The following is a 22,938-nucleotide window of genomic DNA, read 5'->3' on the forward strand; positions in this document are numbered from 1 at the left end:
ACCGGGTTATCCACAGGGGTGACGCGTGTCCGGCGACGCGCCGCCCGCGGCCGGACGCCGCCGACGCGTACCGACGTTCCACAGGGGTCGGTGAACTGTGGACGAAGGGTGTGGAAGACACCACATCGTCGGAGATGGCCGGATGATCGGATTTTCGGGTAGGTGATCTGGGGACGGCTAGCCTTGGAGGGCTCCCACAAGGAAGCATCTTCGGCCCTCCTGAAGGGGAGGACCCTCGACACCCGCACACCCGTACAAGGAGCGGCAATGGAACTCGGCCTCATCGGTCTGGGCAAGATGGGCGGGAACATGGCCGAGCGGCTGCGCCGCGGCGGCCACACCGTGGTCGGCTACGACCGCGACCCCGAGCTCAGCGACGTGAAGTCCCTGGAGGAGCTGGTGAGCCGGCTCCCCTCCCCCCGCCTGGTCTGGGTCATGGTCCCGGCCGGCGCGCCCACCCAGGAGACCATCGACCGGCTCGGCGACCTGCTCTCCGTCGGCGACACCGTCGTCGACGGCGGCAACTCCCACTACGTGGACGACCAGAGGCACGCCGAGTACCTCAAGGGCCGGGGCATCGGCTTCGTCGACTGCGGCGTCTCCGGCGGCGTCTGGGGCCTGGAGAACGGCTACGCGCTCATGGTCGGCGGCACCGAGGAGGACGTGGCCAAGGCCCAGCCGGTCTTCGACACGCTCAAGCCGGAGGGCGACTTCGGCTTCGTCCACAGCGGCGAGGCCGGCGCGGGCCACTTCGTGAAGATGGTCCACAACGGCATCGAGTACGGCATGATGCAGTCCTTCGCCGAGGGCTACGAGCTGATCAAGGCCAGCGGCATCGTCAAGAACGTCCCGGAGACCTTCCGCAGCTGGCAGGAGGGCACGGTCATCCGCTCCTGGCTGCTGGACCTGCTCAACCGCGCCCTGGCCGAGGACCCCGAACTCGCCGACATCCGCGGCTACGCCCAGGACAGCGGCGAGGGCCGCTGGACGATCCAGGCCGCGGTGGACCACGCCGTCCCGCTGCCCGCGATCACCGCCTCCCTCTACGCCCGCTTCGCCTCCCGCCAGGACGACTCCCCCGCCATGAAGGTCGTCGCCGCCCTGCGCAACCAGTTCGGCGGCCACGCCGTCGAGAAGCACTGAGCGACCGCCCTCCGGGGCGGTCTCCCGGCCGGTCCACAGGCTGTGGGGAATCCGCGTCGTGAGGGTCCTGCCCCGGGCGGTGCGCGATGGGCGGGTTCCGGGCACCGGCCGTGCGCCGTCCAGGGATGCGCGCGGGGTTGTCCACAAGCTGTGGAGCGGGGGGTGCGGGTGCGACCCTAGACTCGTCTGCTGTGTACGTCGCCCATCTGAGCCTCGCCGATTTCCGGTCCTACGCCACCGCGGAGGTGGCGATGGAGCCGGGGGTCAGCGCCTTCCTGGGGCTCAACGGGCAGGGCAAGACCAACCTCGTCGAGGCGATCGGCTACGTGGCGACGCACGGCAGCCACCGGGTGGCCACGGACGCCCCCCTGGTCCGCCAGGGCGCGTCCCGCGCGATCGTGCGGGCCCGGGTGGTGCGCGACGTCCGCGAGGCGCTCATCGAGCTGGAGATCAACCCGGGTCGCGCCAACCGCGCGCGGCTGAACCGCGCGCCCGTCCCCAGGCCCCGGGAGATCCTGGGGATGGTGCGCACCGTCCTGTTCGCCCCCGAGGACCTCGCGCTGGTCAAGGGCGACCCGGGGGAGCGCCGCCGGTTCATGGACGACCTCCTGGTCGCGCGCGCCCCCCGGTTCGCCGGGGTCCGCGCCGACTACGACCGGGTGCTCAAGCAGCGCAACGCCCTGCTGAAGTCGGCGGCGCAGCAGCGCCGCCCCGCCACGCCCGAGCTGCTGGCCACCCTGGAGGTGTGGGACACCCACCTGGCCCAGGTCGGCGCCGAGCTGCTCGGCGCCCGGCTCGACCTCGTCGGCGAGCTCGCCCCCCTGGTCGCCAAGGCCTACGCCGAGCTGGCCCCCGGCTCCGGCGCGGGCCTGGAGTACCGCTGCTCCCGCGAGGGGCCGCTGCCCGCTAGAGGCCGCGTCGGAGCGCTCCTCCCCGCCGAGCAGCCCCTCGGAGAACACCCGCCCGCGGACGGTGGCGGATCGATGCGTTCGGAGTCGTCCACAGGCCGTGGAGAACTCGTGGAGTTCCTGTTGACGGGGATGGCCGAGGTCCGCAGGCAGGAGCTGGCGCGGGGGACGAGCCTGGTGGGACCGCACCGGGACGAGCTGCTGCTCAAGCTCGGCGACTTCCCCGCCCGCGGATACGCCAGCCACGGGGAGTCGTGGTCGTTCGCGCTGGCGCTGCGGCTGGCCGCCTACGAGCTGCTGCGCTCCGACGGGGACGACCCCGTCCTCATCCTCGACGACGTCTTCGCCGAGCTGGACGCCGGGCGCCGGCGCAGGCTGGCCGAGATGGTCTCCCCCGCCGAGCAGGTGCTGATCACCGCGGCGGTGCCCGAGGACGTCCCCCCGGAACTGTCGGGGGCGGCCTATAACGTCGCCGAAGGGGAGGTGAGACGTGTCGAAGGATGAGCCCGGAACCCGGTCGGGCGAGGCTGCCGCGCCGGGCGACGCACCCGCGCCCAAGACGGGCATCGAGCTGGCCCGCGAGGCGCTCGCCCAGGCCAGGGCGGACGCGGCCAAGCGCCAGTCCGTCCCCGGGCAGCGGCGCCGGCGCAGGTCCGGCGGTTCCGCCCGCGATCCCCGGCGCGGCGGCGGCCCCCAGCTCTTCGGCGCGGGCATCAAGCAGCTCCTCTCCGACCGCGGCTGGGAGCAGCGCGCCGCCGTCGGCGGCCTCTTCGGCGACTGGGAGCGCGTCGTGGGCCGCGACCTGGCGGAGCACACCAGCCCCGGCGCGTTCGAGGACGGCGAACTGGTCGTCTCCTGCGACTCCCCCGCCTGGGCGCAGCAGGTGCGGCTGCTCTCCGGCCAGCTCGTGCGCAGGCTCAACGAGGAGCTGGGCGAGGGCACCGTGCGCCGGGTGAAGGTCACCGGACCGCAGCAGGTCCGCAAACCCGGCCAGTGGCGTGTCCGATAAGTCCGTCGGGACGAACGGGCAGGTTTGTCAAGCGGCACGTACGCGCCAGTAGACCCCGGGGTGAGTAGGGGGATGTGGGTTGCCGTCCGTTTGCCCGCCAGATTTGCGCTCAGCCCCCGTCACTGGCAACTTTCGCCCCCTGACCCGGTAGACTGAGCGTGGGTTCAGGACACTGCACCGTAACGTGGCGATCTGTATTGGACATGGTGCGGTCGCCGTCTGTGTTTCCACGTTCAACAAAACCGCGTGTTACGGGGCATGCGCAAACGGTGGGTGTCCCCGGCAGGAGGCTTCCCTTTGTCGTACGACGCTAGTTCCATCACTGTCCTCGAGGGCCTGGAAGCGGTACGCAAGCGCCCCGGCATGTACATCGGGTCCACCGGCGAACGAGGACTGCACCACCTGGTCTACGAGATCGTGGACAACGCGGTGGACGAGGCCCTCGCCGGGTACAACGACAAGATCGTCGTGACGCTGCGCGCGGACGGCGGGGTGAGCGTCCTGGACGAGGGCCGCGGCATCCCCGTCGGCCTGCATCCGGTCGAGCAGGTCCCCGCCGTCCAGCTGGTGCTCACCACCCTGCACGCCGGCGGCAAGTTCGACAGCCAGTCCTACGCCGTCTCCGGCGGTCTGCACGGTGTGGGCGCGGCCGTGGTGAACGCGCTGTCCACCTCCTTCGAGGTGGAGGTCCACACCGACGGCTACGTCTGGCGGCAGCAGTACCGCCAGGGCGTCCCGCAGGCCCCCCTGTCGAAGGACGAGGAGGCCACCCGGACGGGCACCACCGTCACGTTCTGGGCCGACGACACGATCTTCGAGACCACCGAGTACAGCTTCGAGACCCTCAGCCGCCGCTTCCAGGAGATGGCCTTCCTCAACAAGGGCCTGTCCATCACCCTGATCGACGAGCGGCCCGGTCACGAGACCGACGAGGGCGACCCCTTCACTGTTACGTACTACTACGAGGGCGGCATCTCCGACTTCGTCCGGCACATCAACGCCAAGAAGGAGCCGGTCCACAACTCGATCATCGACTTCGAGGCCGAGGGCCAGGGCATCGCGCTGGAGATCGCGATGCAGTGGAGCAACGCCTACTCCGAGTCGGTGCACAGCTTCGCCAACACCATCAACACCGCCGAGGGCGGCACCCACGAGGAGGGCTTCCGCTCGGCGCTCACCGGCATCGTCAACCGGTACGCCCGCGACCAGAAGCTCCTCAAGGAGAAGGACGAGAACCTCACCGGCGAGGACGTCCGCGAGGGCCTGACGGCGATCATCTCGATCAAGCTGTCCGACCCGCAGTTCGAGGGCCAGACCAAGACCAAGCTCGGCAACACCGAGGCCAAGTCGTTCGTCCAGAAGACCTGCAACGACTACCTCAAGGACTGGTTCGACGCCAACCCCGGCGAGGCCAAGGAGGTCATCACCAAGGCCTCGCAGGCCGCCCGCGCCCGGATCGCCGCCCGCCAGGCGCGCGACCTCACCCGGCGCAAGAGCCTGCTGGAGACCACGTCCCTGCCGGGCAAGCTGAGCGACTGCCAGTCCACCGACCCGAGCGAGTCGGAGATCTACATCGTCGAGGGCGACTCGGCGGGCGGCTCGGCCAAGGGCGGCCGCGACCCGCGCTTCCAGGCCATCCTGCCGATCCGCGGCAAGATCCTGAACGTGGAGAAGGCGCGCATCGACAAGGTCCTCAAGAACGCCGAGGTCCAGGCGATGATCACCGCGCTGGGCGCGGGCATCCACGACGAGTTCGACATCACCAAGCTGCGGTACCACAAGATCATCTTGATGGCGGACGCCGACGTCGACGGCCAGCACATCCGCACGCTGCTGCTGACCCTGCTGTTCCGCTTCATGAAGCCCCTGGTGGAGGCGGGCCACGTCTACCTGGCCCAGCCGCCGCTGTACAAGATCAAGTGGAACAAGACCGGCACGGACTACGACTACGTCTACTCCGACCGGGAGCGCGACCAGACCATCGAGGCGGGCATGGCGGCCGGCAAGCGCGACCCGCGCTCCAGCGACGGCGTCCAGCGCTTCAAGGGCCTGGGCGAGATGAACGCCGACGAGCTGTGGTCCACCACCATGGACCCGGCCCGGCGCATCCTGCTGCAGGTCACCCTGGACGACGCGGCGCAGGCCGACGACCTCTTCTCCGTCCTCATGGGCGAGGACGTCGAGGCGCGCCGCTCCTTCATCCAGCGGAACGCCAAGGACGTCCGGTTCCTGGACATCTGATCCGCGGGTCGCTCCCTGCCTTTCCCGAACCTGCCATGAACGAAGAGGGTTGTAAGTGACCGAGGTGACGAGCGAGGGCCACGACCGGGTCGAACCGGTCGACATCCAGGACGAGATGGCCAAGAGCTATCTCGACTACGCGATGTCGGTGATCGTGGGCCGTGCGCTTCCCGATGTCCGCGACGGTCTCAAGCCGGTGCACCGGCGCGTGCTGTACGCGATGTACGACGGCGGCTACCGCCCCGACCGCGGCTACTTCAAGTGCGCGCGCGTCGTCGGCGACGTCATGGGCTCCTACCACCCGCACGGCGACAGCTCGATCTACGACGCCCTCGTGCGGCTGGCGCAGACGTGGTCGCTGCGCTACCCGATGGTCGACGGCCAGGGCAACTTCGGCTCGCCCGGCAACGACCCGGCCGCGGCCATGCGCTACACCGAGTGCAAGATGGCGCCGCTGGCGATGGAGCTGCTGCGCGACATCGAGAAGGAGACCGTCGACTTCTCGCCGAACTACGACGGCAAGCAGCAGGAGCCGGACGTCATGCCGTCCCGGTTCCCCAACCTGCTGGTCAACGGCTCGGCCGGCATCGCGGTCGGCATGGCGACCAACATCCCGCCGCACAACCTGCGCGAGGTCGCCGACGGCGTCAAGTGGTACCTGGAGAACTACGGCGCCGACGACGAGCAGCTGCTCGACGCGCTCATCGAGCGCATCAAGGGCCCGGACTTCCCCACCGGCGCCCTCATCGTGGGCCGCCGCGGCATCGAGGACGCCTACCGCACCGGCCGCGGCTCCATCACGATGCGCGCCCAGGTCGAGGTCGAGGAGATCCAGGGCCGCACCTGCCTGGTCGTCACCTCGCTGCCCTACCAGGTCAACCCGGACAACCTCGCGCTGAAGATCGCCGAGCTGGTCCGCGAGGGCAAGCTGTCGGGCATCGCCGACGTCAAGGACGAGACCTCGGGCCGCACCGGCCAGCGCCTGGTCATCGTCCTCAAGCGCGACGCGGTCGCCAAGGTCGTCCTCAACAACCTGTACAAGCACACGCAGCTCCAGGAGACGTTCGGCGCCAACATGCTGGCGCTGGTCGACGGGGTGCCGCGCACCCTGCGCGTCGACCAGTTCGTGCGGCACTGGGTGACCCACCAGATCGAGGTCATCGTCCGGCGCACCCGCTTCCTGCTGCGCAAGGCCGAGGAGCGCGCCCACATCCTGCGCGGCCTGCTCAAGGCGCTGGACCGCATCGACGACGTCATCGCCCTCATCCGGCGCAGCCCGTCGGCGTCCGAGGCCGAGCAGGGCCTGATGGACCTGCTCGCCATCGACCAGCTGCAGGCCCGCGCCATCCTCGACATGCAGCTGCGCAAGCTGGCGGCCCTGGAGCGCCAGGCCATCATGGACGAGTACGACTCGCTGATGGCCGAGATCGCCGACTACAACGACATCCTGTCCTCGCCGGAGCGCCAGCGCTCCATCGTCGGCGACGAGCTCGCGGCGATCGTCGAGAAGTACGGCGACGAGCGGCGCACCGAGATCATCCCCTTCGACGGCGACATGTCCATCGAGGACCTCATCGCCGAGGAGGACATCGTCGTCACCATCACCCGTGACGGCTACACCAAGCGCACCCGCACCGACCACTACCGGGCGCAGCGGCGCGGCGGCAAGGGCGTGCGCGGCGCGCAGCTCAAGCAGGACGACATCGTCGAGCACTTCTTCGTGACGACGACGCACCACTGGATCCTGTTCTTCACCAACAAGGGCCGCGTCTACCGCGCCAAGGCCTACGAGCTGCCCGACAGCGGCCGCGACGCGCGCGGCCAGCACGTGGCCAACCTGCTGGCCTTCCAGCCGGACGAGAAGATCGCCCAGGTGATGGACCTGCGCGACTACCAGGTCGCCCCGTACCTGGTCATCGCCACCAAGAGCGGCATGATCAAGAAGACGGCGCTCAGCGCCTACGACTCGCCCCGCTCGGCCGGCCTCATCGCGATCGGCCTCAAGGACGACGACGAGGTCATCGCCGCCCGCCTGGTCTCCTCCGAGGACGACCTCCTCATGGTCTCCACCTCCGCCCAGGCGATCCGCTTCAAGGCCGACGACGACCAGCTGCGCCCCATGGGGCGCGACACGCGCGGGGTCATCGGCATGCGGTTCGACGAGGACCAGGAGCTGCTGGACGTCCACGTCATCCACGACGGCGGGGACGAGGAGGTGCTCATCGCCACCGAGGGCGGCTACGCCAAGCGGACTCCGGCCGACCAGTACCCGGTCCAGGGACGGGGCGGCAAGGGTGTGCTCACCGCTAAGATCGTACAAAATCGCGGCACGCTGGTCGGGGCGCTCATGGTCCGCCCCGAGGACGAGGTGTTCGCCATGACGTCCAGCGGCGGCGTCATTCGCACCAGCGCGGGCGAGATCAAGCAGTCCGGCAGGCAGACGATGGGCGTTCGTCTCGTCAACCTCGCGGAGGGCGATGTCGTGGTGGCCATCGCGAGGAACGTAGAGTCGATCGAGGACTCCACGGAAGCCGTGGCGGAGGAAGAGGGAAGTGAGAGCCCGTGAGCACGACCTCCCAGAACGAGGACAAGGCGGACGGCAACCCCGATCCCGCCGACTCCGAGAAGGCGGCGAAGGGCGAGGCCGTACCCGCTGAGCCGGACGAGGCCAAAGGGGACGCCGCCGCGGCGGACAAGGCGGTGGCGGGCAAGCCGACGCTGACGCCCGCCCCGGACGAGACGGTCGTCGACGCGCCCTGGACGGTGGCGGCCGAGCCTTCGGACTCGGTCTTCGCCGACCGCGCCCCGGGGCAGGGCGCCACCGCCGCGATGCCCGCGGTCGGGGACGGGGCCCAGCAGCCGTCGCCGGAGCCGAAGTCCCCGCTGCCGCCGCAGCCGAGCACCGACCGTCCGGTGGCCTCCGCGGCCTCCGCGGCCGCGGCGCTCGCCTCCAAGCTCGGCCGCCAGCTCACCGGTGACGGCGGGCGGGACGACGAGGACGGCAAGGACGGCAAGTCGGCGCGCAAGGCGCACCTGCAGATCGCGCGGTTCGAGCCGTGGACGGTGATGAAGTTCAGCTTCGTCATGTCCCTGGTCTGCTTCGTGGTGCTGTTCGTGGCCGTCACGGTGCTGTACATGGTGCTCTCGGGCCTGGGGGTCTTCGACTCGATCTCCGGGGCCATCAACGAGACGACCAACGGGCCGAACCAGAGCTCGGACGCCGGCGACTGGTTCTCGGCCGGCCGCATCCTGGGCTACACCGCTCTGCTGGGCGCGCTGAACGTGCTGCTGATCACCGCGCTGGCCACCGTGGGCTCGGTCATCTACAACCTGGCCGCCGAGTTCGTGGGCGGGGTGGAGGTCACCCTCAAGGAGGCCGAGTAACCAGTTCGCGTTGCCCGATGAGATGGGGTAATCTCACTTCTCGTCGCCAGGGAGGAAAACCTCCCGGCAACGCCCGGGCGTATAGCTCAGTCGGTTAGAGCGCATCCCTGATAAGGATGAGGCCCCAGGTTCAAGTCCTGGTACGCCCACTCGGAGACTTCACGCGAGGCCACTTCGGTGGCCCGCGGTCAGTAGTCCACAAGGCCGGTTCTCGATACGGGGACCGGCCTTGTCTCTTCTCCTCTCCCCCCGGTGTCGGAGAAGAGGAATTCCTTTGTCACCATGGGTAAAGGTTCATCAGGCCACGGGTGACGGACCGGGAAGAGGTGGCATGCGGGCGGGTGTCGAACTTGCGGGCCGATACCGGCTGGACGAGCCGGTGCGCCGGGACGGTGCGGGTGAGGTCTGGCAGGGCGTCGACCTCTTCCTGGGCCGGATGGTGACGATCCGGGTGCCGCCCGCCGACCCGCCGGCGGAGGAGCGGGCCCGCGCGCGGGCGCTGGCGTACTTCCAGCAGGAGTCCCGCGCCGCCGTCGAGCTCATCCATCCGGGCATCGCCCCGGTGCAGGACGTCGGCGAGCACGACGGGCGCCCGTTCCTGGTGCTGGAGCCGTGGGGCGGCCGGGACCTGGGCACCGAACTCGCGCAGGAGCCGTGCGGCCTGCCGATCAGCACCGCGCTCGACTACGGCATCCAGGCGGCCGACGCGTTGGCCGCGGCCCATTCGGCGGGCCTGGTGCACGGCGAGGTGGAGCCGTCCTGCCTGCTGCTGTCGGACGACGGCACGGTGAAGCTGTGCGACTTCGGGATAGCGGTGCTGCGCGATCCGGAGAAGGCCGGGGAGGTCGACGAGCGCACCGACCTCCACTCGCTCGGCGTCACCATCTTCTGCCTGCTCACCGGGCAGGGGGCGCCGCCTCCCGGAGACCCGCCCTCGGCGCGTTCGCTGCGCCGGGGAATCCTGCCCGAGCTCGACGTGCAGCTGGGCGACCTGCTGGCCGGTGAGCCCGGACGCGGCCCGGTGAAGGCCACGGAGATCGCCGAGATGCTGCAGCGGACGGGCATGCCGTACGAGTCCCGGTACCGGTTGCGCCTGCTCGCCGAGGCCGAGCGGCTCGCCTGGTCCATCCCGTTCTGGCACCACCGGATGCCGGTGCTGCACGGCATCGTCGAGGTGCTGGCCGAGGAGGACCCCGCCGACGCCGAGCGCCTCGCCCGTACCGTCGCCAAACCGCACTTCCAGGCGTCGTTGCTGCTGTCCATCGCCCGCGCGCAGGCGGACCGGGACGTGGGCCGCGCCGAGAAGCTGCTGACGGCGGTCGAGGCGCTCGCCTACACCGTCTCCGACCCGGTGTTCTCCCGGGACGGCATCCTGCGGGAGCTGGCGGGCCTGGCGGCCGCGCACGACCCGGAGGACGCCGAGCGCCTCGTCCGTAACATCTCCGGCTCCTACGACAGGGCCTGCGCACTGTGCGACCTCGCCGGGACGGTCGCCGAGCGGGATCCGGAGCGGGCGGGAGAGATGCTGGCGGAGGCCGCGGCGCTGGTCGCCACGATTCCCGTCACGTCCACGCGGATCGGGATGGCCTGCCGCGTCTCCCGCGCGCTCGCCGGACGCGATCCGCGGCTGGCACGGGAGCTGCTGGCCGACGCGGAGCGGCTGGTCCGCGCGGACGGATCCACCCGGGGCGGCGGCTGGGACGGCGAGCTGCCGCCGCAGGACGGCTGGCTGGCGCGGATCGCCGAGACCCTGGCCGAGCAGGATCCGGCCGCGGCCGAACGCCTCGCCCGCGGCATCGGGGATCCGGCGATGCGCGACATGGCGCTGGAGTTCGTCGTGGAGGCGCTGTCGCGGCACGACGCGGCGGCGGCCGAGCGGCTCGCCCGCGGCATCGAGCACTCGTCGGCCCGCGACGTGGCGCTGGGCGTCATCGTCCGGGCGCTCGCCGGGGAGGACCCGGCCGGCGCGGAGCGGATCATCGGCGACATCGAGGACCCGGACTTCCGCGTCACCCCCTGGCTGGACCTGGTGCGGGCGCAGACCGGCCGCGATCCGGCGCTCGCCGAGCGCATCGCCCGCGACATCCCCGACCCGGAGTCCCGCGCCTGGCGGCTGCGGGACGTCGCGGAGGCGATGCGCGCCGAGGACCCCCGGCACGCGGAGGGCCTGCTGGCCGAGGCCGCGGCGCTCCCGCTCAGCACGTCCGCGCTCCGCGAGGTGGTCGGCTCGATGGCGGCCCTGAGCCCCTCGTCGGCCGAACGCCTCGCCCGCGGCATCGGCGACCCGGCCCACTGCGCCCGCGCCCTGCGCGACGTCGCCTCCGCCCTGACCGTCGCCGCCCCCCACCGCGCCCGCGGCCTCCTGGCCGAGTCCGAGCACCTGGCCCGCACCCTGATCCGGTCCTACGACCGCGACGAGGTGCTCCGCGACATAGCCCGGGCCCTGGCCGAGATCGACCCTCCCGAGGCCGAACGCCTCGCCCGCACCATCGCCGCCCCCGACCAGCGCGCCACCGCCCTCCGCGACATAGCCGCCACCCTCGCCTGCTACGACGCCGCCCCCACCCACCAACACTCCGCCTGACGGCCGTGCCTCCGTCCGTCAACGCTCTGCCTGACAGCCACGCCTCCGCCCACCAACACTCCGCCTGACGGCCATGGCTCCGCCTACCGGCGCTCCGCCTGACGGCCGCGCCTTCGTCGGAGGGTGTTCCGTCCGAAGGTGGCTCGGCGCTACGGCGCCGGGCCGGAGATCGCCTGTGTCGCCGGGAGTTCTTTTTCGTGCCGGGGGTGGTCGGTGCGGTGCGGGTCTTCCGGGGCGCTCGGTCGGTGGGCGCCTTTCGGTCCGCATCGCGTGGCCCTCGCTGAGGCGGCGGCCTAGGGTGGGGGCGCGCTCGGTTTCACGTGGAACTCGTGGACGACTTCGATCAGGCCGACGAGGTGGTCGTTGAACTCCGCGAGCTCCTCGGCCGGCACCCAGAGTTCGAGGATGTCGCGGCCGCCGGCCTGGCGTACGGGATAGCGGGCGGCGAAGTCGGCGTCCACGGCGAACCGGGTGACGTAGCCGGCGCCGGAGGCGGGGACGTTCCAGTCCCGAGCGATCTTGACGGCGTACCGCTCGTTGAGCACCGGATAGAAGATCGGCTGCTCGGGCAGCCGGGGCGGCCACCGCCGCCAGCCGGACGCGCGAACGAGGTCGAGCTCCTCGGGCCCCACCGGGCGCCACAGGGTGAGAGTGCGGCCCATCGTCGTCCTCCTCGTCGTTCTCGATATGAGTGTATGGAGGGTGTCCATGGATTTTGATCGGCGCGAGGCGGCGTGGGCCTCGCTGCACGGGCTGGCGCTGGGAGACGCGCTGGGGTCGCAGTTCTTCGTACCGGAGAACGCGGCGGCGTACGCGGCCAGGGAGGTGCCTCCGGGGCGGTGGCGGTGGACGGACGACACTGAGATGGCGTGCGGGATCTGGTCGGTGCTGGCGGAGGCGGGGCACGTCGACCAGGACCTGCTGGCCCGGAGGTTCGCGGAGCGGCATGACTTCATGCGCGGGTACGGGCCTTCCACGAACCGGCTCCTGCGGCTGGTGAGGGAGGGCGGCGACTGGCGGGAGCTGGCGCGGGAGCCCTTCGAGGGGCGGGGTTCATGGGGGAACGGGGCGGCCATGCGGGTCGCGCCCCTGGGCGCGTGGTTCTGCGACGACCTGGAACGGGTCGTCACCGAGGCGGCGCGGTCGTCGGAGGTCACGCACATGCACCCGGAGGGCGTCGCGGGCGGCGTCGCGGTGGCGGTGGCGACGGCCGTCGCGCTCGCCGAGGAGAGGCTCTCGCCCGGACGCTTCCTTGACCGGGTGCTGGAGCACACCCCGGCCGGCCTGGTGCGTGAGGGCGTCCTGGAGGCGCGGAAGCTGCTGACGGTCGATGAACCGGGCACCGCGAGCGCGGTGCTGGGCAACGGCCACCGGGTCGCCGCCCACGACACCGTGCCCTTCTGCCTGTGGGCGGCGGCCAAGGACCTCGACGACTACGAGCGGGCGTTCTGGCGGACCGCGGCGGCGGGTGGGGACGTCGACACGAACTGCGCCATCGTCGGCGGCATCGTGGCGGCCCGCACCGGCTTCTCCGCTCTGCCCGCGAGCTGGCTGTCGAACCTGGAGCCTCTTCCCGTCACGTGGTGAGGTGGTAGAAGCGCCACAGGTCGTGGTCGATGGGGGCTTCCTTGAAGGAGGTGTATCCGGCGGAGGCGGCGTATTCGCCGACGGTGGGGGCGCGGAGGACGGTGCCCGCTTCGACCTTGGCGCCCTCGGCGCGGGTGGCGGGGAGGCAGTGCAGGGTGCTGAAGGCGTAGGTGAGGCGTTCCCGGATGTCGCCGGGAGCGGTGTAGGAGTCGGCGACGCGCTCGTCCGCGATGAGGACGGAGCCGCCGGGGGCGAGCAGGCGCAGCACGTTGCTCAGGACGCTCACCGGGTCGGCCATGTCGTGCAGGCACTCGAAGCAGCAGGCCAGGTCGTACCGCGGGCCCGCGGAGTCGAAGGCGGCGGCGTCGGCGCGGGTGAAGGCGACGCGGTCGGCGACGCCCCGGTCCGCGGCGTTCCGGCGGGCTTCGGCGATCGAGGCCTCGTCCAGGTCGACGCCGTGGACGCGGGCGGCGGGGAAGGCCTCGGCGATGGCGATCGACGACCAGCCGGTGCCGCAGCCCAGGTCGAGCACGTGGGAGCCGGCCTCGGCCAGGCGGGACGACACGCCGGGCAGGACGCCGAACCACTCGGTGATCGAGTGGAGGAACATCGGCCGGTTCAGGCGGCCGATGCCGTGGCGGGTGCCCGCGCCGTAGGCGGCGAAGGAGACGCCCCCGCCGGTCCGGAAGGCGTCCGCCACGTGGTCGAGGACCCCGGCGATGGACGTGAGGAACTCGGGGAGGGCGCCCAGGTAGGAGGGGCTGTCCTGGTCGACCAGGACCGCGCTCAGGCCTTCCGGCAGGCGGAACGACCGGTGGTAGGGGTCGTCGCCGTCCGCGCCGTCCACGGCCAGCCAGCCGGCCGCGCCCTGCTGCTCCAGCCACTCCCGGGCGTAGCGGGGGTGGACGCCGGTCTTCTCGGCGAGGCCGTGCGCGTCCAGGGGCCCGCTGGCGAGCGCCTCGTACAGGCCGAGCCGGACGCCGAGGCAGGCGTTCAGCGTCTCCATCGTGGCTGCCGCGTGGTTCAGCATCCGCTCGACCAGCGGTTCTTCGGCGGTGGGCATGGCTCCGCTCTCCTCCTCGCGTCCCGTGACCTGCTCTTGTCACCTTGCGTCATTACTCTGTCACGTAACGGCTGCTTCCGGCCGGGGTTTGGTCTGCCCGAAAAGGGAAAGATGCCCGCCAAACCCGTGAAGTGCCTGCTGGTGGGGGAGCCGGTCGGCCTTAAGGTTTGGGAAGCAACACCGTCCGGTTCCGGTTGAAGAACTGGACGGACAGACGAAGAGGGAGAGGAGTTCGGTGTCCGATAGTTCGGACTCCGGTCATAGAACGAGCCCGTCGGCAGGGCCGGGTGAACCCCGGTGACGGTCTTGTTCGGGTTGGCCGCCGTGTTCATTCTGACGGCGGCGACCGGGTATTTCGTGGCGCAGGAATTCGCCTACGTGACGGCCGACCGCATCGAGCTGGAGCAGGCCGCACGAGAGGGCGACAAGAAGGCGGCGCGGGCCGTCCGGGTGCTGGAGCGGCTGTCGTTCATGCTCTCCGGCGCCCAGCTGGGGATCACGGTCACCACCCTGGTGGTGGGCTTCATCGCCGAACCGGCCCTGGCGCAGCTGATCAGACCCGCGCTGGACCCGCTGGGCGTGCCCGAGGCCGCCGTCGGCGGCGTGGCGCTGGCCCTGGGATTCGTCCTGGCGATCGTCATCCAGATGGTGCTGGGCGAGCTCTTCCCCAAGAACCTGGCGCTGGCCAAGCCGGAGACCCTCGCCCGGGTCCTGGCCCCCTCCACGCTGGTGTACCTGGCGGTCGCGTCCCCGCTGATCAGGTTCTTCGACTCCTCGGCCAACCGCGTGCTGCGCGCGGTGGGCATCGAGCCGGTCGAGGAGCTGCACCACGGCGCGACGCTGGAGGAGCTCGGCCTGATCATCGGGGAGTCGGAGGAGGAGTTCGCCGACGAGCACGTCCACCTGCTGGAGCGCGCCCTGGTCTTCTCCGACCACACCGCCGACGAGGCGATGATCCCGCGGATCGACGTGGTGACCATCCCGGCCGAGGCCACCGCCGACGAGATCGTGGAGATCATCGGGCGCAGCGGCCACACCCACTACCCGGTGGTCGGGGAGCGGGTGGACGACATCGTGGGCGTGCTGGGTCTGCGGCAGCTGCTGCCGGTCGGCGACGCCGAGTGGGACAAGGTGACGGCCGGGCTGCTGGCCCGCGAGGCGCTGCTCGTCCCGGACTCGCTGCCGCTGCCCGAGGTGATCGTCCAGATGCAGGAGCGCCGCGACGAGATCGCGGTGGTGATCGACGAGTACGGCGGTTTCGCCGGGCTGCTCACCCTGGAGGACGTGGCCGAGGAGCTCGTCGGGGACATCTCCGACGAGACCGACCAGGAACTCCCCCAGGTCCGGCCCGAGGACGAGTGGTGGCACCTGGACGCCGGGCTGCGGATCGACGAGATCGGCCAGCTCATCGACCTGGAGCTGCCCGAGGGCGACTACGACACCCTCGCCGGGCTCATCCTGCGCCGCCTGGGCCGGTTCGCCGAGCCCGGCGACGTGATCGAGGTCGAGGAGGGCGGCCGGACCGTCGAGATCGAGGTGCTCAGCAACGGCCACCACGTCCCCGCCAAGGTACGGCTGCGCGAGCGGCCCGTCCGTGTGGAGGAGGCGCGATGAGCGTGCCCACGGGAATCCTGCTGACCGTCCTGCTGCTGCTGGGCAACGGCTTCTTCGTCGCGGCGGAGTTCGCGCTGGTGGCGGCCCGGCGGCCCCGGCTGGAGAAGGCGGCGGCCGAGGGGAGCCGCGCCGCGGCGTCCGCCGTGGCCGGGATCCGCGAGCTGTCGCTGATGCTGGCCGGCGCCCAGCTGGGCATCACCATGTGCTCGCTGGGCCTGGGCATCGTCTCCGAGCCGGTGATCGCCGAGGTGCTGAGCCCGCTCTTCCACGGCGCGGGCCTGTCGACCACCGTCTCGCACGCGGTGTCGTTCGTGATCGCGCTGGCGCTGGTGACGTTCCTGCACATGGTCATCGGCGAGATGGCCCCCAAGTCGTGGGCGATCGCCGGACCGGAGCGGTCGGCGCTGCTGCTGGCGCTGCCGTTCCGCGGGTTCACCCGGCTGTTCCGGCTGGTCCTGCTGGCGCTCAACCGCACGACCAACGGGCTGCTGCGGCTGATGCGGGTGCAGCCGCGCGACTCGATGTCGGTCTCGCGCACCCCCGACCAGCTCAGGCACCTGGTGGAGGAGTCGCGCCGCCTGGGCCTGATCGACGAGGTGGACCGCAACGTGCTCAGCCGCGCGCTGGACGCCCCGGAGACCAGCCTGGTCCCGCTGATCACCCCGCTGCACGAGCTGACGGTGGTGGAGCCGGACGCCGACGCGGGCACCGTCATCGACACCGCGATGCGCACCGGGCACACCCGGCTGCTGCTGCGCGACGCCGACGGCGAGCTGATCGGCATGGTCCACGCCAGGGACGCCTATCTGGCGCGGGCCAAGGGCATGCCCTTCCGCGCCCGCGACGCGGGCTACCCGGTGCCGGTGCTCACGCCGGGGACGCCGGTCGCCGACGCGCTGGCGGTCCTGCGGGGCAGGCACAGCCAGCTCGGCCTGGTCCGGGACGAGCAGGGCCTGATCGGCCTGGTCAGCCTCGACGACCTGGTGACCACCCTCCTGGCTCCGGCCGAGCGGTGAATGCCAGAGTGAGGGCGTGGAAGACGGACTGAGGGAGCGCAAGAAGCGGGAGACCCGGCAGCAGATCTCCGACACCGCCACCGCGCTCTTCCTGGAGCGCGGATTCGACGGCGTGACGGTCGGGGAGGTGGCGGACGCCGCCGGGGTCTCGCCGAAGACGGTGTTCAACTACTTCCCGCGCAAGGAGGACCTCTTTCTCGATCGTTTTCCCGACGCGATGGAGGAGGCCGCGCGGGTCGTGCGGGAGCGTCCGGAGGGCGTTCACCCGGTGGACGCGCTGCGCGATTACCTGCTGCGGCTGCTGGGGGAGAGCGACCCGCTGGGCGGTTACGTGGACCGGCCGACCTTCATCCGGTTCTGGCAGGTGGTACGCGAGTCCCCCGCGTTGAAGGCGCGGGTCCGGGAGTTCGTGGAAGAGCTGGAGGAGGTCGTCGCGGGCGCCTTCGCCGAGGCTTCCGGGACGGACCCCGACGACCCCGCGAACCGGCTGGCCGCGGCATGGACGGCCGCGGCCTACCGCACCGTCTACACGACGGGCGTGCGCCGCGCCGCCGCCGGGGAGGGCGGGGAGGAGCTGCGAGCGGAGCTGGTGCGGCTGGCTGAGCGGGCTTTCCACAGCCTTCGGGTGGCCGTGGAAGACCACTCGGGCTGATAGCGTCCCGACGCGTGTCCGTACATGAGTCCACGCGGCGGAGACTGAGCGACCGCCAGGCCGACACCGTCCGCCGGCTGACCGATGCCACTGTCACCGAGGTGCGGGAGACGGGGTACGACGGCCTGACCGTCCGGAACGTCGCACGCCGGGCGGGTGTGGCGGCGGCGACCGCCTACACGTATTTCACCTCCAAGAACCACCTGCTCACCGAGGTCTTCTGGCGCAGGCTGGAGGCGCTGCCGCAGACGGAGGGGGACGCCGCGCAGGCGCTCCGGGAGATCGTGCTGCTCATCGCGAGCGAGCCGGAGCTGGCGGCGGCCTGCACCACGGCGGTCCTGGCGTCCGACCCGGACGTGCGGGAGCTGCGGCTGCGCATCGGCCTGGACATCCACCAGCGGCTGGTGCAGGCGCTCGGCCGGGAGGACAAGCTGGTCCTGGACGCGCTGGAGATGGCCTATTCGGGGGCGCTCCTGCAGGCGGGGATGGGCTACATGACGTACGCGGAGGCGGCGGACCGGCTGGCCGAGGTGGCACGGCTCGTCAGCGGCCCTCCCTTGTCCCCGCCGGAAACGTGAACTAACGTCTGGACACGTGTCCAGCGATCTCGAGTACAGCCCGTACGACTACCGCGTCCACGAGGACCCCTACCCCCTCTACGCCCGGCTCCGGCGGGAGGCGCCGCTCTACCGCAACGAGGAGCTCGACTTCTGGGCCCTGTCCCGGCACGCCGACGTCGCTCCGGCCTTCCGGGACTGGGAGAGCTTCTCCAGCGTCAACGGCGTCACGCTCGACGCGTCGGCGTGGGGCCCGCACGCGCACCGGACGATGTCGTTCCTGGCGCTCGACCCGCCCCGCCACACCCGCCTGCGCGGTCTGGTCTCCCGCGGCTTCACCCCGCGCCGGGTGCGCGAGCTGCACCCCCGCATCCAGGAGATGTCCAGGACGCTGCTGGCGTCCCTCCTCGAGAAGCAGGCCGAAGGCGAACCGTTCGACTTCATCGCCGACTTCGCCGGGGTCCTGCCGATGGACGTCATCTCCGAGCTGATGGGCGTGCCCGCGGCCGACCGGCCCGAACTGCGCCGCCTCGCCGACGTCGTCGTCCACCGCGAGGAGGGCGTGCACGACGTGCCGCCCGCCGGGATGGACGCGGCGCTCACCCTCGTCGGCTACTACGAGGACCTCCTCGCCGCCAAGCGCCGCCAGCCGGGCGACGACCTCACCTCCGCGCTGCTGGAGGCCGAGATCGACGGCGACCGCCTCGCCGACCGCGAGATCATCGCCTTCCTGTTCCTCATGGTCATCGCCGGCAACGAGACCACGACGAAACTGCTGGCCAACGCCCTGTACTGGGCGTGGAAGCACGGGCTCACCGACCGCGCGCTGAAGGAGCCGGTGGACGCCTGGGTCGAGGAGACGCTGCGCTACGACACCTCCAGCCAGCAGCTCGCGCGCACCGTCACCGCGGACTTCACGGCCCACGGGCGGACCGTCCCCGCCGGATCGCGGCTCCTCCTGCTGGTCGGCGCCGCCAACCGCGACGAGACGGTCTTCCCCGACGCCGACCGCTACGACCTCGACCGCGACACCTCGCAGCTCATCAGCTTCGGCGGCGGCCGCCACCACTGCCTGGGCGCGAGCATGGCGCGGCTGGAGGCCCGGGTCGCGCTCACCGAGTTCACCCGGCTGGTCTCCGCCTACGAGGTGGACGAGGCGAACGCCGTCCGCGTGCACTCCTCCAACGTGCGCGGGTTCGCCACCCTGCCGATTTCCTTGATCGACCGCTCCCCCCGATGAGACGAAGAGAACGTTCGATAGTGTGCAGTCGTTGCTAAGTTTGGTTCTGACCACTGTCGACGGTGAAGGGGTCCTCACCATGAAGAAGCTTCTCGTGCTCGCCATCCTCGGTCTCGGCGGCTTCGCCGTCTGGAAGCGCCTCCAGCAGGACCGCGCCGAGCTGGACCTGTGGACCGAGGCCACCTCTGCGGAGTGAAGGCCGACGAGAACCGGCGCCGCGTGCTCCCGAGCGGCGCCGTTTCCGTGACCGGGAAACGCGTTCGCGACCGGCGGGTTTCCCCGGTACGCTGACGGCACGACCTGGGGCCGTAGCTCAATTGGTAGAGCACCTGCCTTGCATGCAGGAGGTCTGGGGTTCGATTCCCCACGGCTCCACACTCGGGCCCCGCTCCCCTTCTGGGAGCGGGGCCTCTTCACGTTCGGGGGCCTGCCGATCCTCGGCCGGGGTCCCGGCTTTCAGGCCGGGCGGGGGCGGAGGCCGTTGAGGGCCGTCTCGACGATCCGGTCGGCGTACGCGTGGGTCAGGGGGCCCCTGCGCTCCAGCCACCGGGTGCGCAGGGGGCCCCACACCATCTCGATGGCGAGGTCCAGGTCGAGGCCTTCGGGGAGTTCCCCGGCTTGCTGGGCGTTGCGCAGGCGGGTCTTCTTCAGCTCTTTCATGGGGCCGTCGAGCCGTTCGGCGTAGGCGGCGGCGAGGGCGGGGTCCTGGAGGATCTCGACGTTCAGCGCCCGCATGGGCTCGTCGTAACGGGGGTCGTTCAGCTCGTCGACGGTGGCGCGCAGGACCGTCTTGAGGTCGGCCTCCAGGTCTCCGGTGTCGGGCAGGGCCGCCTCCTGTTCCCCGGCCCCTTCGGCTCCCTCGGTGAGGGCGAGGAACGCGTCGAACAGGACGGCGCCCTTGGAGGGCCACCAGCGGTAGATGGTCTGCTTGCCGACGCCGGCGCGGGCGGCGATGCCCTCGATGCTGAGCTTGGCGTAGCCGACCTCCCCGGTCAGCTCGAACGCCGCGGTGAGGATGGCGCGGCGCGACGCCTCGCTGCGGCGGGTGGTGTCGGGGCTCTTTCTGCGTTCCGTGGTCATGTGCCCATCTTAAACAAGACGAGACGGTTCGTCTTGACTTAGGGGCTCGACGGGGGCAAGGTAGAGGCATCAAGCGAGACGGACCGTCTCGTCTCAACTTGTGAAGGAGTCTCTCCATGACCACCGCCTCCGGAAATCGCGTCTGGTTCATCACCGGTGCCAGCAAGGGCCTCGGCCGTGCCTTCACCCTGGCCGCCCTCGAAGCGGGCGACCGCGTCGTCGCTCTCGCACGCGACACCGCCCCGTTGGACGAGCTCGTCGCCGCGCATGAGGGCCGCCTGCTGGCCCTGCCGCTGGACGTCACCGACCGGGACGCCGTCTTCGCCGCGGTCGCCCGGGCCGTCGAGCACTTCGGCCGTTTGGACATCGTGGTCAACAACGCCGGCATCCTGCACCTGGGCATGCTCGAAGAGTTCACCGAGGCCCAGGCCCGCGCCCAGATGGAGACGAACTTCTTCGGCGCCCTGTGGGTGAGCCAGGCCGTCATGCCGCACCTGCGCGCCCGGGGTTCGGGGCACATCCTGCAGATCTCCAGCATCGGCGCCCTGGGCGGCTTCCCCAGCAACGGGATGTACAGCGCCAGCAAGTTCGCGCTGGAGGGCATGAGCGAAGCTCTGGCGATGGAGGCGGCCGCTTTCGGGGTGAAGGTCACCATCGTGCAGCCCGGCGGCTACTGGACCGACCTCTACACCACCGGCCTGACGGCGACCGAACCCCTGGAGGCGTACGACCCGCTGCGCGCCGAACTCCAGAAGCAGTGGGCCGAAGGCTCCGTCGACAGCGACCCCCGCCTGGCCGCCGAAGCCGTGATGCACCTGGTCGCCTCCGACGACCCGCCCCTGCGCCTCCTCCTCGGCAGCATGGTCTACGACCTGGCCTTCGACATCTCCCGCCGCCGCATGGACACCTGGGCCGCCTGGGAGGAGGTCAGCCGTGCGGCCGAACACGCCATCCCGGCTCCCGGCGACCCCGCATGACCCTTGGCGCCGGCCGCCCCCCTTCCACGGCTCGGTTTCGAATGAAGGAAGCGTCTGCGGGCCTGCGGGTGGCGCTTCGTCAGGTCATGCGTGGGAGCGTCGCCGGGGTGTCAGGAGGCGGGGGCCTCGCCTTGGGCTGCGGTGAGGGCCGCGTCGGTGTCCGCGGTGGCCAGGTGGGCGTTGATGTGGGCGCCGGACAGGGCGCCGGCCGCTGCGGAGGCGCCGACCTGGGCGGTGAGGTCGGTGGCGTTGCCGGCCACCCACACGCCCGGTACCTCGGTGGAGCCGGCCATGCCCGAGGCGAAACGGCGGCCCATGTCGTCGGGCAGGTCCTCCATCGGCAGCTTCAGGCCGTCCAGGCCGTCGGTGCGGGCCTGCATCCGTGTGGCGACGGCCAGGACGCGGCGGGCCACGGTCCGGCCGTCGGTCAGGCGCACTCCCGCGAGGGCGCCGTCCTCGTCGTCGACGACCTCCTGCACCGGGGTGTCGACGATGCGGATGCCGCGGGCGGTGAACCGGGCGCGAGTGTCCTCGTCCAGGCGGGTGCCGTGGGTGAAGTAGGTCAGGTCCTCGGTCAGCTGGCGGAAGAGGAGCGCGTGGTGGACGGAGGCCGGGCTGGTGGCGAGGACGCCGATGGGCTCGTCGCGCACCTCCCAGCCGTGGCAGTACGGGCAGTGCACCACGCTGTGTCCCCAGTGCTCTGCCAGGCCGGGCACGTCGGGCAGCACGTCGCGCAGGCCGGTGGCCACCAGCACTCGGCGCGCGGTCACGCTCCGGCCGTCGGCCAGGGTGAGGGTGAAGCGTGGATCTCCGTCGGCCGACGGGGTGGTGGGCTCGGCCGAGGCCACTTCGCCGAAGACGACGTGGCCGCCGTACTGGCGCACCTGCTCCCGGCCTCGCCGGAGGATCTCGGAGGGCGGGGTGCCGTCCAGGACGATGAAACCGTGCATGGCCTCGGCCGGCGCGTTGCGCGGAGTGCCGCTGTCGATCACGACGACCGAGCGGCGGGAGCGGGCGAGCATCAGCGCGCCGTTCAGTCCCGCGGCGCCGCCGCCGATCACCACCGCGTCGACGGTTCCACCGGGCAGCGCGTCGCTCGTGTAGTGGGTCATGGCTGTCCGCCCTTTCTCGTGGATGGCCCCGGACGTTCCGGGCCGTCTGCACATGACACTAACCGTGCTTTGCACTAAGGGCATACGATGTTGCCTATGACGCAAGAAGATGGAGAGTTGGACGGCCTCGTGCGCAAACGCATCCGCGCCCTGCGGGTGGCGCAGGGCTGGTCCCTGGAAGAGCTGGCCAACCGCGCCAACCTCAGCCAGTCCTCGCTGAGCCGCATCGAGAACGGCCGGCGCCGCCTCGCCCTGGACCAGCTGGTCATCCTCGCCCGGGCCCTGGACACCACGCTGGATCAGCTCGTGGAGACCGCCACCGACGACGTCATCACCAGTCCGGTGATCGACAGCGCCCACGGCTCGATGCGCTGGCCCGTCAAGGGCGATCCCGGCATGGTCGTGATGCGCCAGCGCCTGACCGGACCGCCGCCCGAGAACCCGGCGCGCATGCGTGCCCACCCGGGGCGCGAATGGCTCGTGGTCCTGTCCGGCACCGCGGTCCTCATGCTCGGCAACCGCCGCTTCCGCATCGAGGCCAACCAGGCCGCCGAGTTCCCCACGATGATGCCGCACGCGATCGGCGCCGAGGGCGGCCCCTGCGAGATCCTGGGCATCTTCGACCGCGACGCCCGCCGCGGCCACCAGCGCGAGGGCGACGACCGCGAGGCTCAGGGCACCCGCAAATGACCGTGCGACGGCCACGACTTGCGCGTCGGGCAACGCATCGGGCCATCGTCTTGCTTAAACGGGGAGAAGTTTTGCCCCGAT

At 71.2% G+C, this 22,938-nt stretch carries 20 protein-coding genes and 2 tRNA genes; 18 read left to right on the forward strand and 4 right to left on the reverse strand.

The genetic code is table 11. The features are described 5' to 3' along the window. The first annotated feature begins 267 nt into the window (after window positions 1–267). From gnd to ABD140_RS05020, 8 genes are all read left to right on the forward strand, one after another. Complete coding sequence (gnd, locus tag ABD140_RS04985; protein WP_344237161.1) at window positions 268–1,143, forward strand: phosphogluconate dehydrogenase (NAD(+)-dependent, decarboxylating); 876 nt, start codon at window positions 268–270, stop codon at window positions 1,141–1,143. Between the two features lie 191 nt (window positions 1,144–1,334). Next, a complete protein-coding gene (gene recF, locus ABD140_RS04990; RefSeq protein WP_344237163.1) occupies window positions 1,335–2,555 on the forward strand; it encodes a DNA replication/repair protein RecF in 1,221 nt (406 codons plus the stop codon). Then, on the forward strand, window positions 2,542–3,060 hold the full coding sequence (locus ABD140_RS04995; RefSeq protein WP_344237165.1) for a DciA family protein: 519 nt from the start codon (window positions 2,542–2,544) through the stop codon (window positions 3,058–3,060). The genes recF and ABD140_RS04995 overlap by 14 nt, the downstream gene beginning before the upstream one ends. A 297-nt stretch (window positions 3,061–3,357) precedes the next feature. Continuing rightward, complete coding sequence (gene gyrB, locus ABD140_RS05000) at window positions 3,358–5,301, forward strand: DNA topoisomerase (ATP-hydrolyzing) subunit B (RefSeq protein WP_425544080.1); 1,944 nt, start codon at window positions 3,358–3,360, stop codon at window positions 5,299–5,301. Between the two features lie 55 nt (window positions 5,302–5,356). Continuing rightward, window positions 5,357–7,867 (forward strand): DNA gyrase subunit A, encoded by a 2,511-nt coding sequence (gene gyrA, locus ABD140_RS05005; RefSeq protein WP_344237169.1) that lies wholly within the window; start codon window positions 5,357–5,359, stop codon window positions 7,865–7,867. Then, window positions 7,864–8,685 (forward strand): DUF3566 domain-containing protein, encoded by an 822-nt coding sequence (locus ABD140_RS05010; protein ID WP_344237171.1) that lies wholly within the window; start codon window positions 7,864–7,866, stop codon window positions 8,683–8,685. The genes gyrA and ABD140_RS05010 overlap by 4 nt, the downstream gene beginning before the upstream one ends. A gap of 75 nt (window positions 8,686–8,760) precedes the next feature. Beyond that, window positions 8,761–8,834 (forward strand) — tRNA-Ile (locus ABD140_RS05015). A 182-nt stretch (window positions 8,835–9,016) separates the two neighbouring features. Then, window positions 9,017–11,269 carry a protein kinase domain-containing protein gene (locus ABD140_RS05020; protein ID WP_344237173.1) on the forward strand — a complete coding sequence of 751 codons (2,253 nt, stop codon included), beginning with the start codon at window positions 9,017–9,019 and terminating at the stop codon, window positions 11,267–11,269. 293 nt (window positions 11,270–11,562) lie between these two features. Here ABD140_RS05020 and ABD140_RS05025 read toward each other — a convergent pair whose 3' ends face one another. Next, the gene (locus ABD140_RS05025; protein ID WP_344237175.1) at window positions 11,563–11,931 is read right to left on the reverse strand and encodes an ADP-ribosylation/crystallin J1; all 369 of its coding nucleotides are present in this window, start codon (window positions 11,929–11,931) and stop codon (window positions 11,563–11,565) included. Between the two features lie 46 nt (window positions 11,932–11,977). Here ABD140_RS05025 and ABD140_RS05030 point away from each other — a divergent pair, with 46 nt between their 5' ends. Then, complete coding sequence (locus ABD140_RS05030) at window positions 11,978–12,856, forward strand: ADP-ribosylglycohydrolase family protein (RefSeq protein ID WP_344237177.1); 879 nt, start codon at window positions 11,978–11,980, stop codon at window positions 12,854–12,856. Here the strand turns inward: ABD140_RS05030 and ABD140_RS05035 are convergent. Next, window positions 12,846–13,919: a class I SAM-dependent methyltransferase gene (locus tag ABD140_RS05035; protein WP_344237179.1), complete on the reverse strand. Its 1,074-nt coding sequence runs from the start codon at window positions 13,917–13,919 to the stop codon at window positions 12,846–12,848. The two genes, ABD140_RS05030 and ABD140_RS05035, sit on opposite strands and share 11 nt — an antisense overlap. Window positions 13,920–14,243: 324 nt before the next feature. On the opposite strand from ABD140_RS05035, the gene ABD140_RS05040 reads away from it, so the two are divergent. From ABD140_RS05040 to ABD140_RS05070, 7 genes are all read left to right on the forward strand, one after another. Beyond that, window positions 14,244–15,533 carry a hemolysin family protein gene (locus tag ABD140_RS05040; protein ID WP_344237181.1) on the forward strand — a complete coding sequence of 430 codons (1,290 nt, stop codon included), beginning with the start codon at window positions 14,244–14,246 and terminating at the stop codon, window positions 15,531–15,533. Then, a complete protein-coding gene (locus ABD140_RS05045; protein WP_344237183.1) occupies window positions 15,530–16,549 on the forward strand; it encodes a hemolysin family protein in 1,020 nt (339 codons plus the stop codon). The genes ABD140_RS05040 and ABD140_RS05045 overlap by 4 nt, the downstream gene beginning before the upstream one ends. Before the next feature lie 16 nt (window positions 16,550–16,565). After that, window positions 16,566–17,201, forward strand: coding sequence for a TetR/AcrR family transcriptional regulator (locus ABD140_RS05050; protein WP_344237185.1), 636 nt, complete (start codon window positions 16,566–16,568; stop codon window positions 17,199–17,201). 14 nt (window positions 17,202–17,215) lie between these two features. After that, entirely contained in the window at window positions 17,216–17,779 is a 564-nt protein-coding gene (locus ABD140_RS05055; RefSeq protein ID WP_344237187.1) for a TetR family transcriptional regulator, read from the forward strand. A 16-nt stretch (window positions 17,780–17,795) separates the two neighbouring features. Then, window positions 17,796–18,998 (forward strand): cytochrome P450, encoded by a 1,203-nt coding sequence (locus ABD140_RS05060; protein ID WP_344237189.1) that lies wholly within the window; start codon window positions 17,796–17,798, stop codon window positions 18,996–18,998. A 79-nt stretch (window positions 18,999–19,077) separates the two neighbouring features. Next, window positions 19,078–19,194, forward strand: coding sequence for a DLW-39 family protein (locus ABD140_RS05065; RefSeq protein WP_344237191.1), 117 nt, complete (start codon window positions 19,078–19,080; stop codon window positions 19,192–19,194). A 106-nt stretch (window positions 19,195–19,300) separates the two neighbouring features. After that, a tRNA-Ala gene (locus ABD140_RS05070) sits at window positions 19,301–19,373 on the forward strand. Between the two features lie 81 nt (window positions 19,374–19,454). Here ABD140_RS05070 and ABD140_RS05075 read toward each other — a convergent pair. After that, window positions 19,455–20,078, reverse strand: a complete 624-nt coding sequence (locus tag ABD140_RS05075; protein ID WP_344237193.1) for a TetR/AcrR family transcriptional regulator — start codon at window positions 20,076–20,078, stop codon at window positions 19,455–19,457. Window positions 20,079–20,194: 116 nt separating this feature from the next. Between ABD140_RS05075 and ABD140_RS05080 the strand changes: the two genes are divergently transcribed. Continuing rightward, the gene (locus ABD140_RS05080) at window positions 20,195–21,055 is read left to right on the forward strand and encodes an SDR family oxidoreductase (protein WP_344237195.1); all 861 of its coding nucleotides are present in this window, start codon (window positions 20,195–20,197) and stop codon (window positions 21,053–21,055) included. Between the two features lie 110 nt (window positions 21,056–21,165). Here the strand turns inward: ABD140_RS05080 and ABD140_RS05085 are convergent, their stop codons facing one another. Next, window positions 21,166–22,167, reverse strand: coding sequence for an NAD(P)/FAD-dependent oxidoreductase (locus ABD140_RS05085; protein ID WP_344237197.1), 1,002 nt, complete (start codon window positions 22,165–22,167; stop codon window positions 21,166–21,168). A 96-nt stretch (window positions 22,168–22,263) separates the two neighbouring features. Here ABD140_RS05085 and ABD140_RS05090 point away from each other — a divergent pair, with 96 nt between their 5' ends. Next, window positions 22,264–22,857 (forward strand): helix-turn-helix domain-containing protein, encoded by a 594-nt coding sequence (locus tag ABD140_RS05090; RefSeq protein WP_344237199.1) that lies wholly within the window; start codon window positions 22,264–22,266, stop codon window positions 22,855–22,857. Window positions 22,858–22,938: the final 81 nt, after the last annotated feature.

Origin of the sequence: Actinocorallia libanotica (genome assembly GCF_039525175.1) — a bacterium.
Lineage (GTDB): Bacteria > Actinomycetota > Actinomycetes > Streptosporangiales > Streptosporangiaceae > Actinocorallia > Actinocorallia libanotica.

Coding starts and splice junctions, on each gene's coding strand:
- ABD140_RS05090 (WP_344237199.1), top strand. CDS start 22,264: ATGACGCAAGAAGATGGAGAGTTGGACGGCCTCGTGCGCAAACGCATC.
- ABD140_RS05020 (WP_344237173.1), top strand. CDS start 9,017: ATGCGGGCGGGTGTCGAACTTGCGGGCCGATACCGGCTGGACGAGCCG.
- ABD140_RS05085 (WP_344237197.1), bottom strand. CDS start 22,167: ATGACCCACTACACGAGCGACGCGCTGCCCGGTGGAACCGTCGACGCG.
- ABD140_RS05075 (WP_344237193.1), bottom strand. CDS start 20,078: ATGACCACGGAACGCAGAAAGAGCCCCGACACCACCCGCCGCAGCGAG.
- ABD140_RS05065 (WP_344237191.1), top strand. CDS start 19,078: ATGAAGAAGCTTCTCGTGCTCGCCATCCTCGGTCTCGGCGGCTTCGCC.
- gnd (WP_344237161.1), top strand. CDS start 268: ATGGAACTCGGCCTCATCGGTCTGGGCAAGATGGGCGGGAACATGGCC.
- ABD140_RS05025 (WP_344237175.1), bottom strand. CDS start 11,931: ATGGGCCGCACTCTCACCCTGTGGCGCCCGGTGGGGCCCGAGGAGCTC.
- ABD140_RS05080 (WP_344237195.1), top strand. CDS start 20,195: ATGACCACCGCCTCCGGAAATCGCGTCTGGTTCATCACCGGTGCCAGC.
- ABD140_RS05030 (WP_344237177.1), top strand. CDS start 11,978: ATGGATTTTGATCGGCGCGAGGCGGCGTGGGCCTCGCTGCACGGGCTG.
- ABD140_RS05045 (WP_344237183.1), top strand. CDS start 15,530: ATGAGCGTGCCCACGGGAATCCTGCTGACCGTCCTGCTGCTGCTGGGC.
- ABD140_RS05035 (WP_344237179.1), bottom strand. CDS start 13,919: ATGCCCACCGCCGAAGAACCGCTGGTCGAGCGGATGCTGAACCACGCG.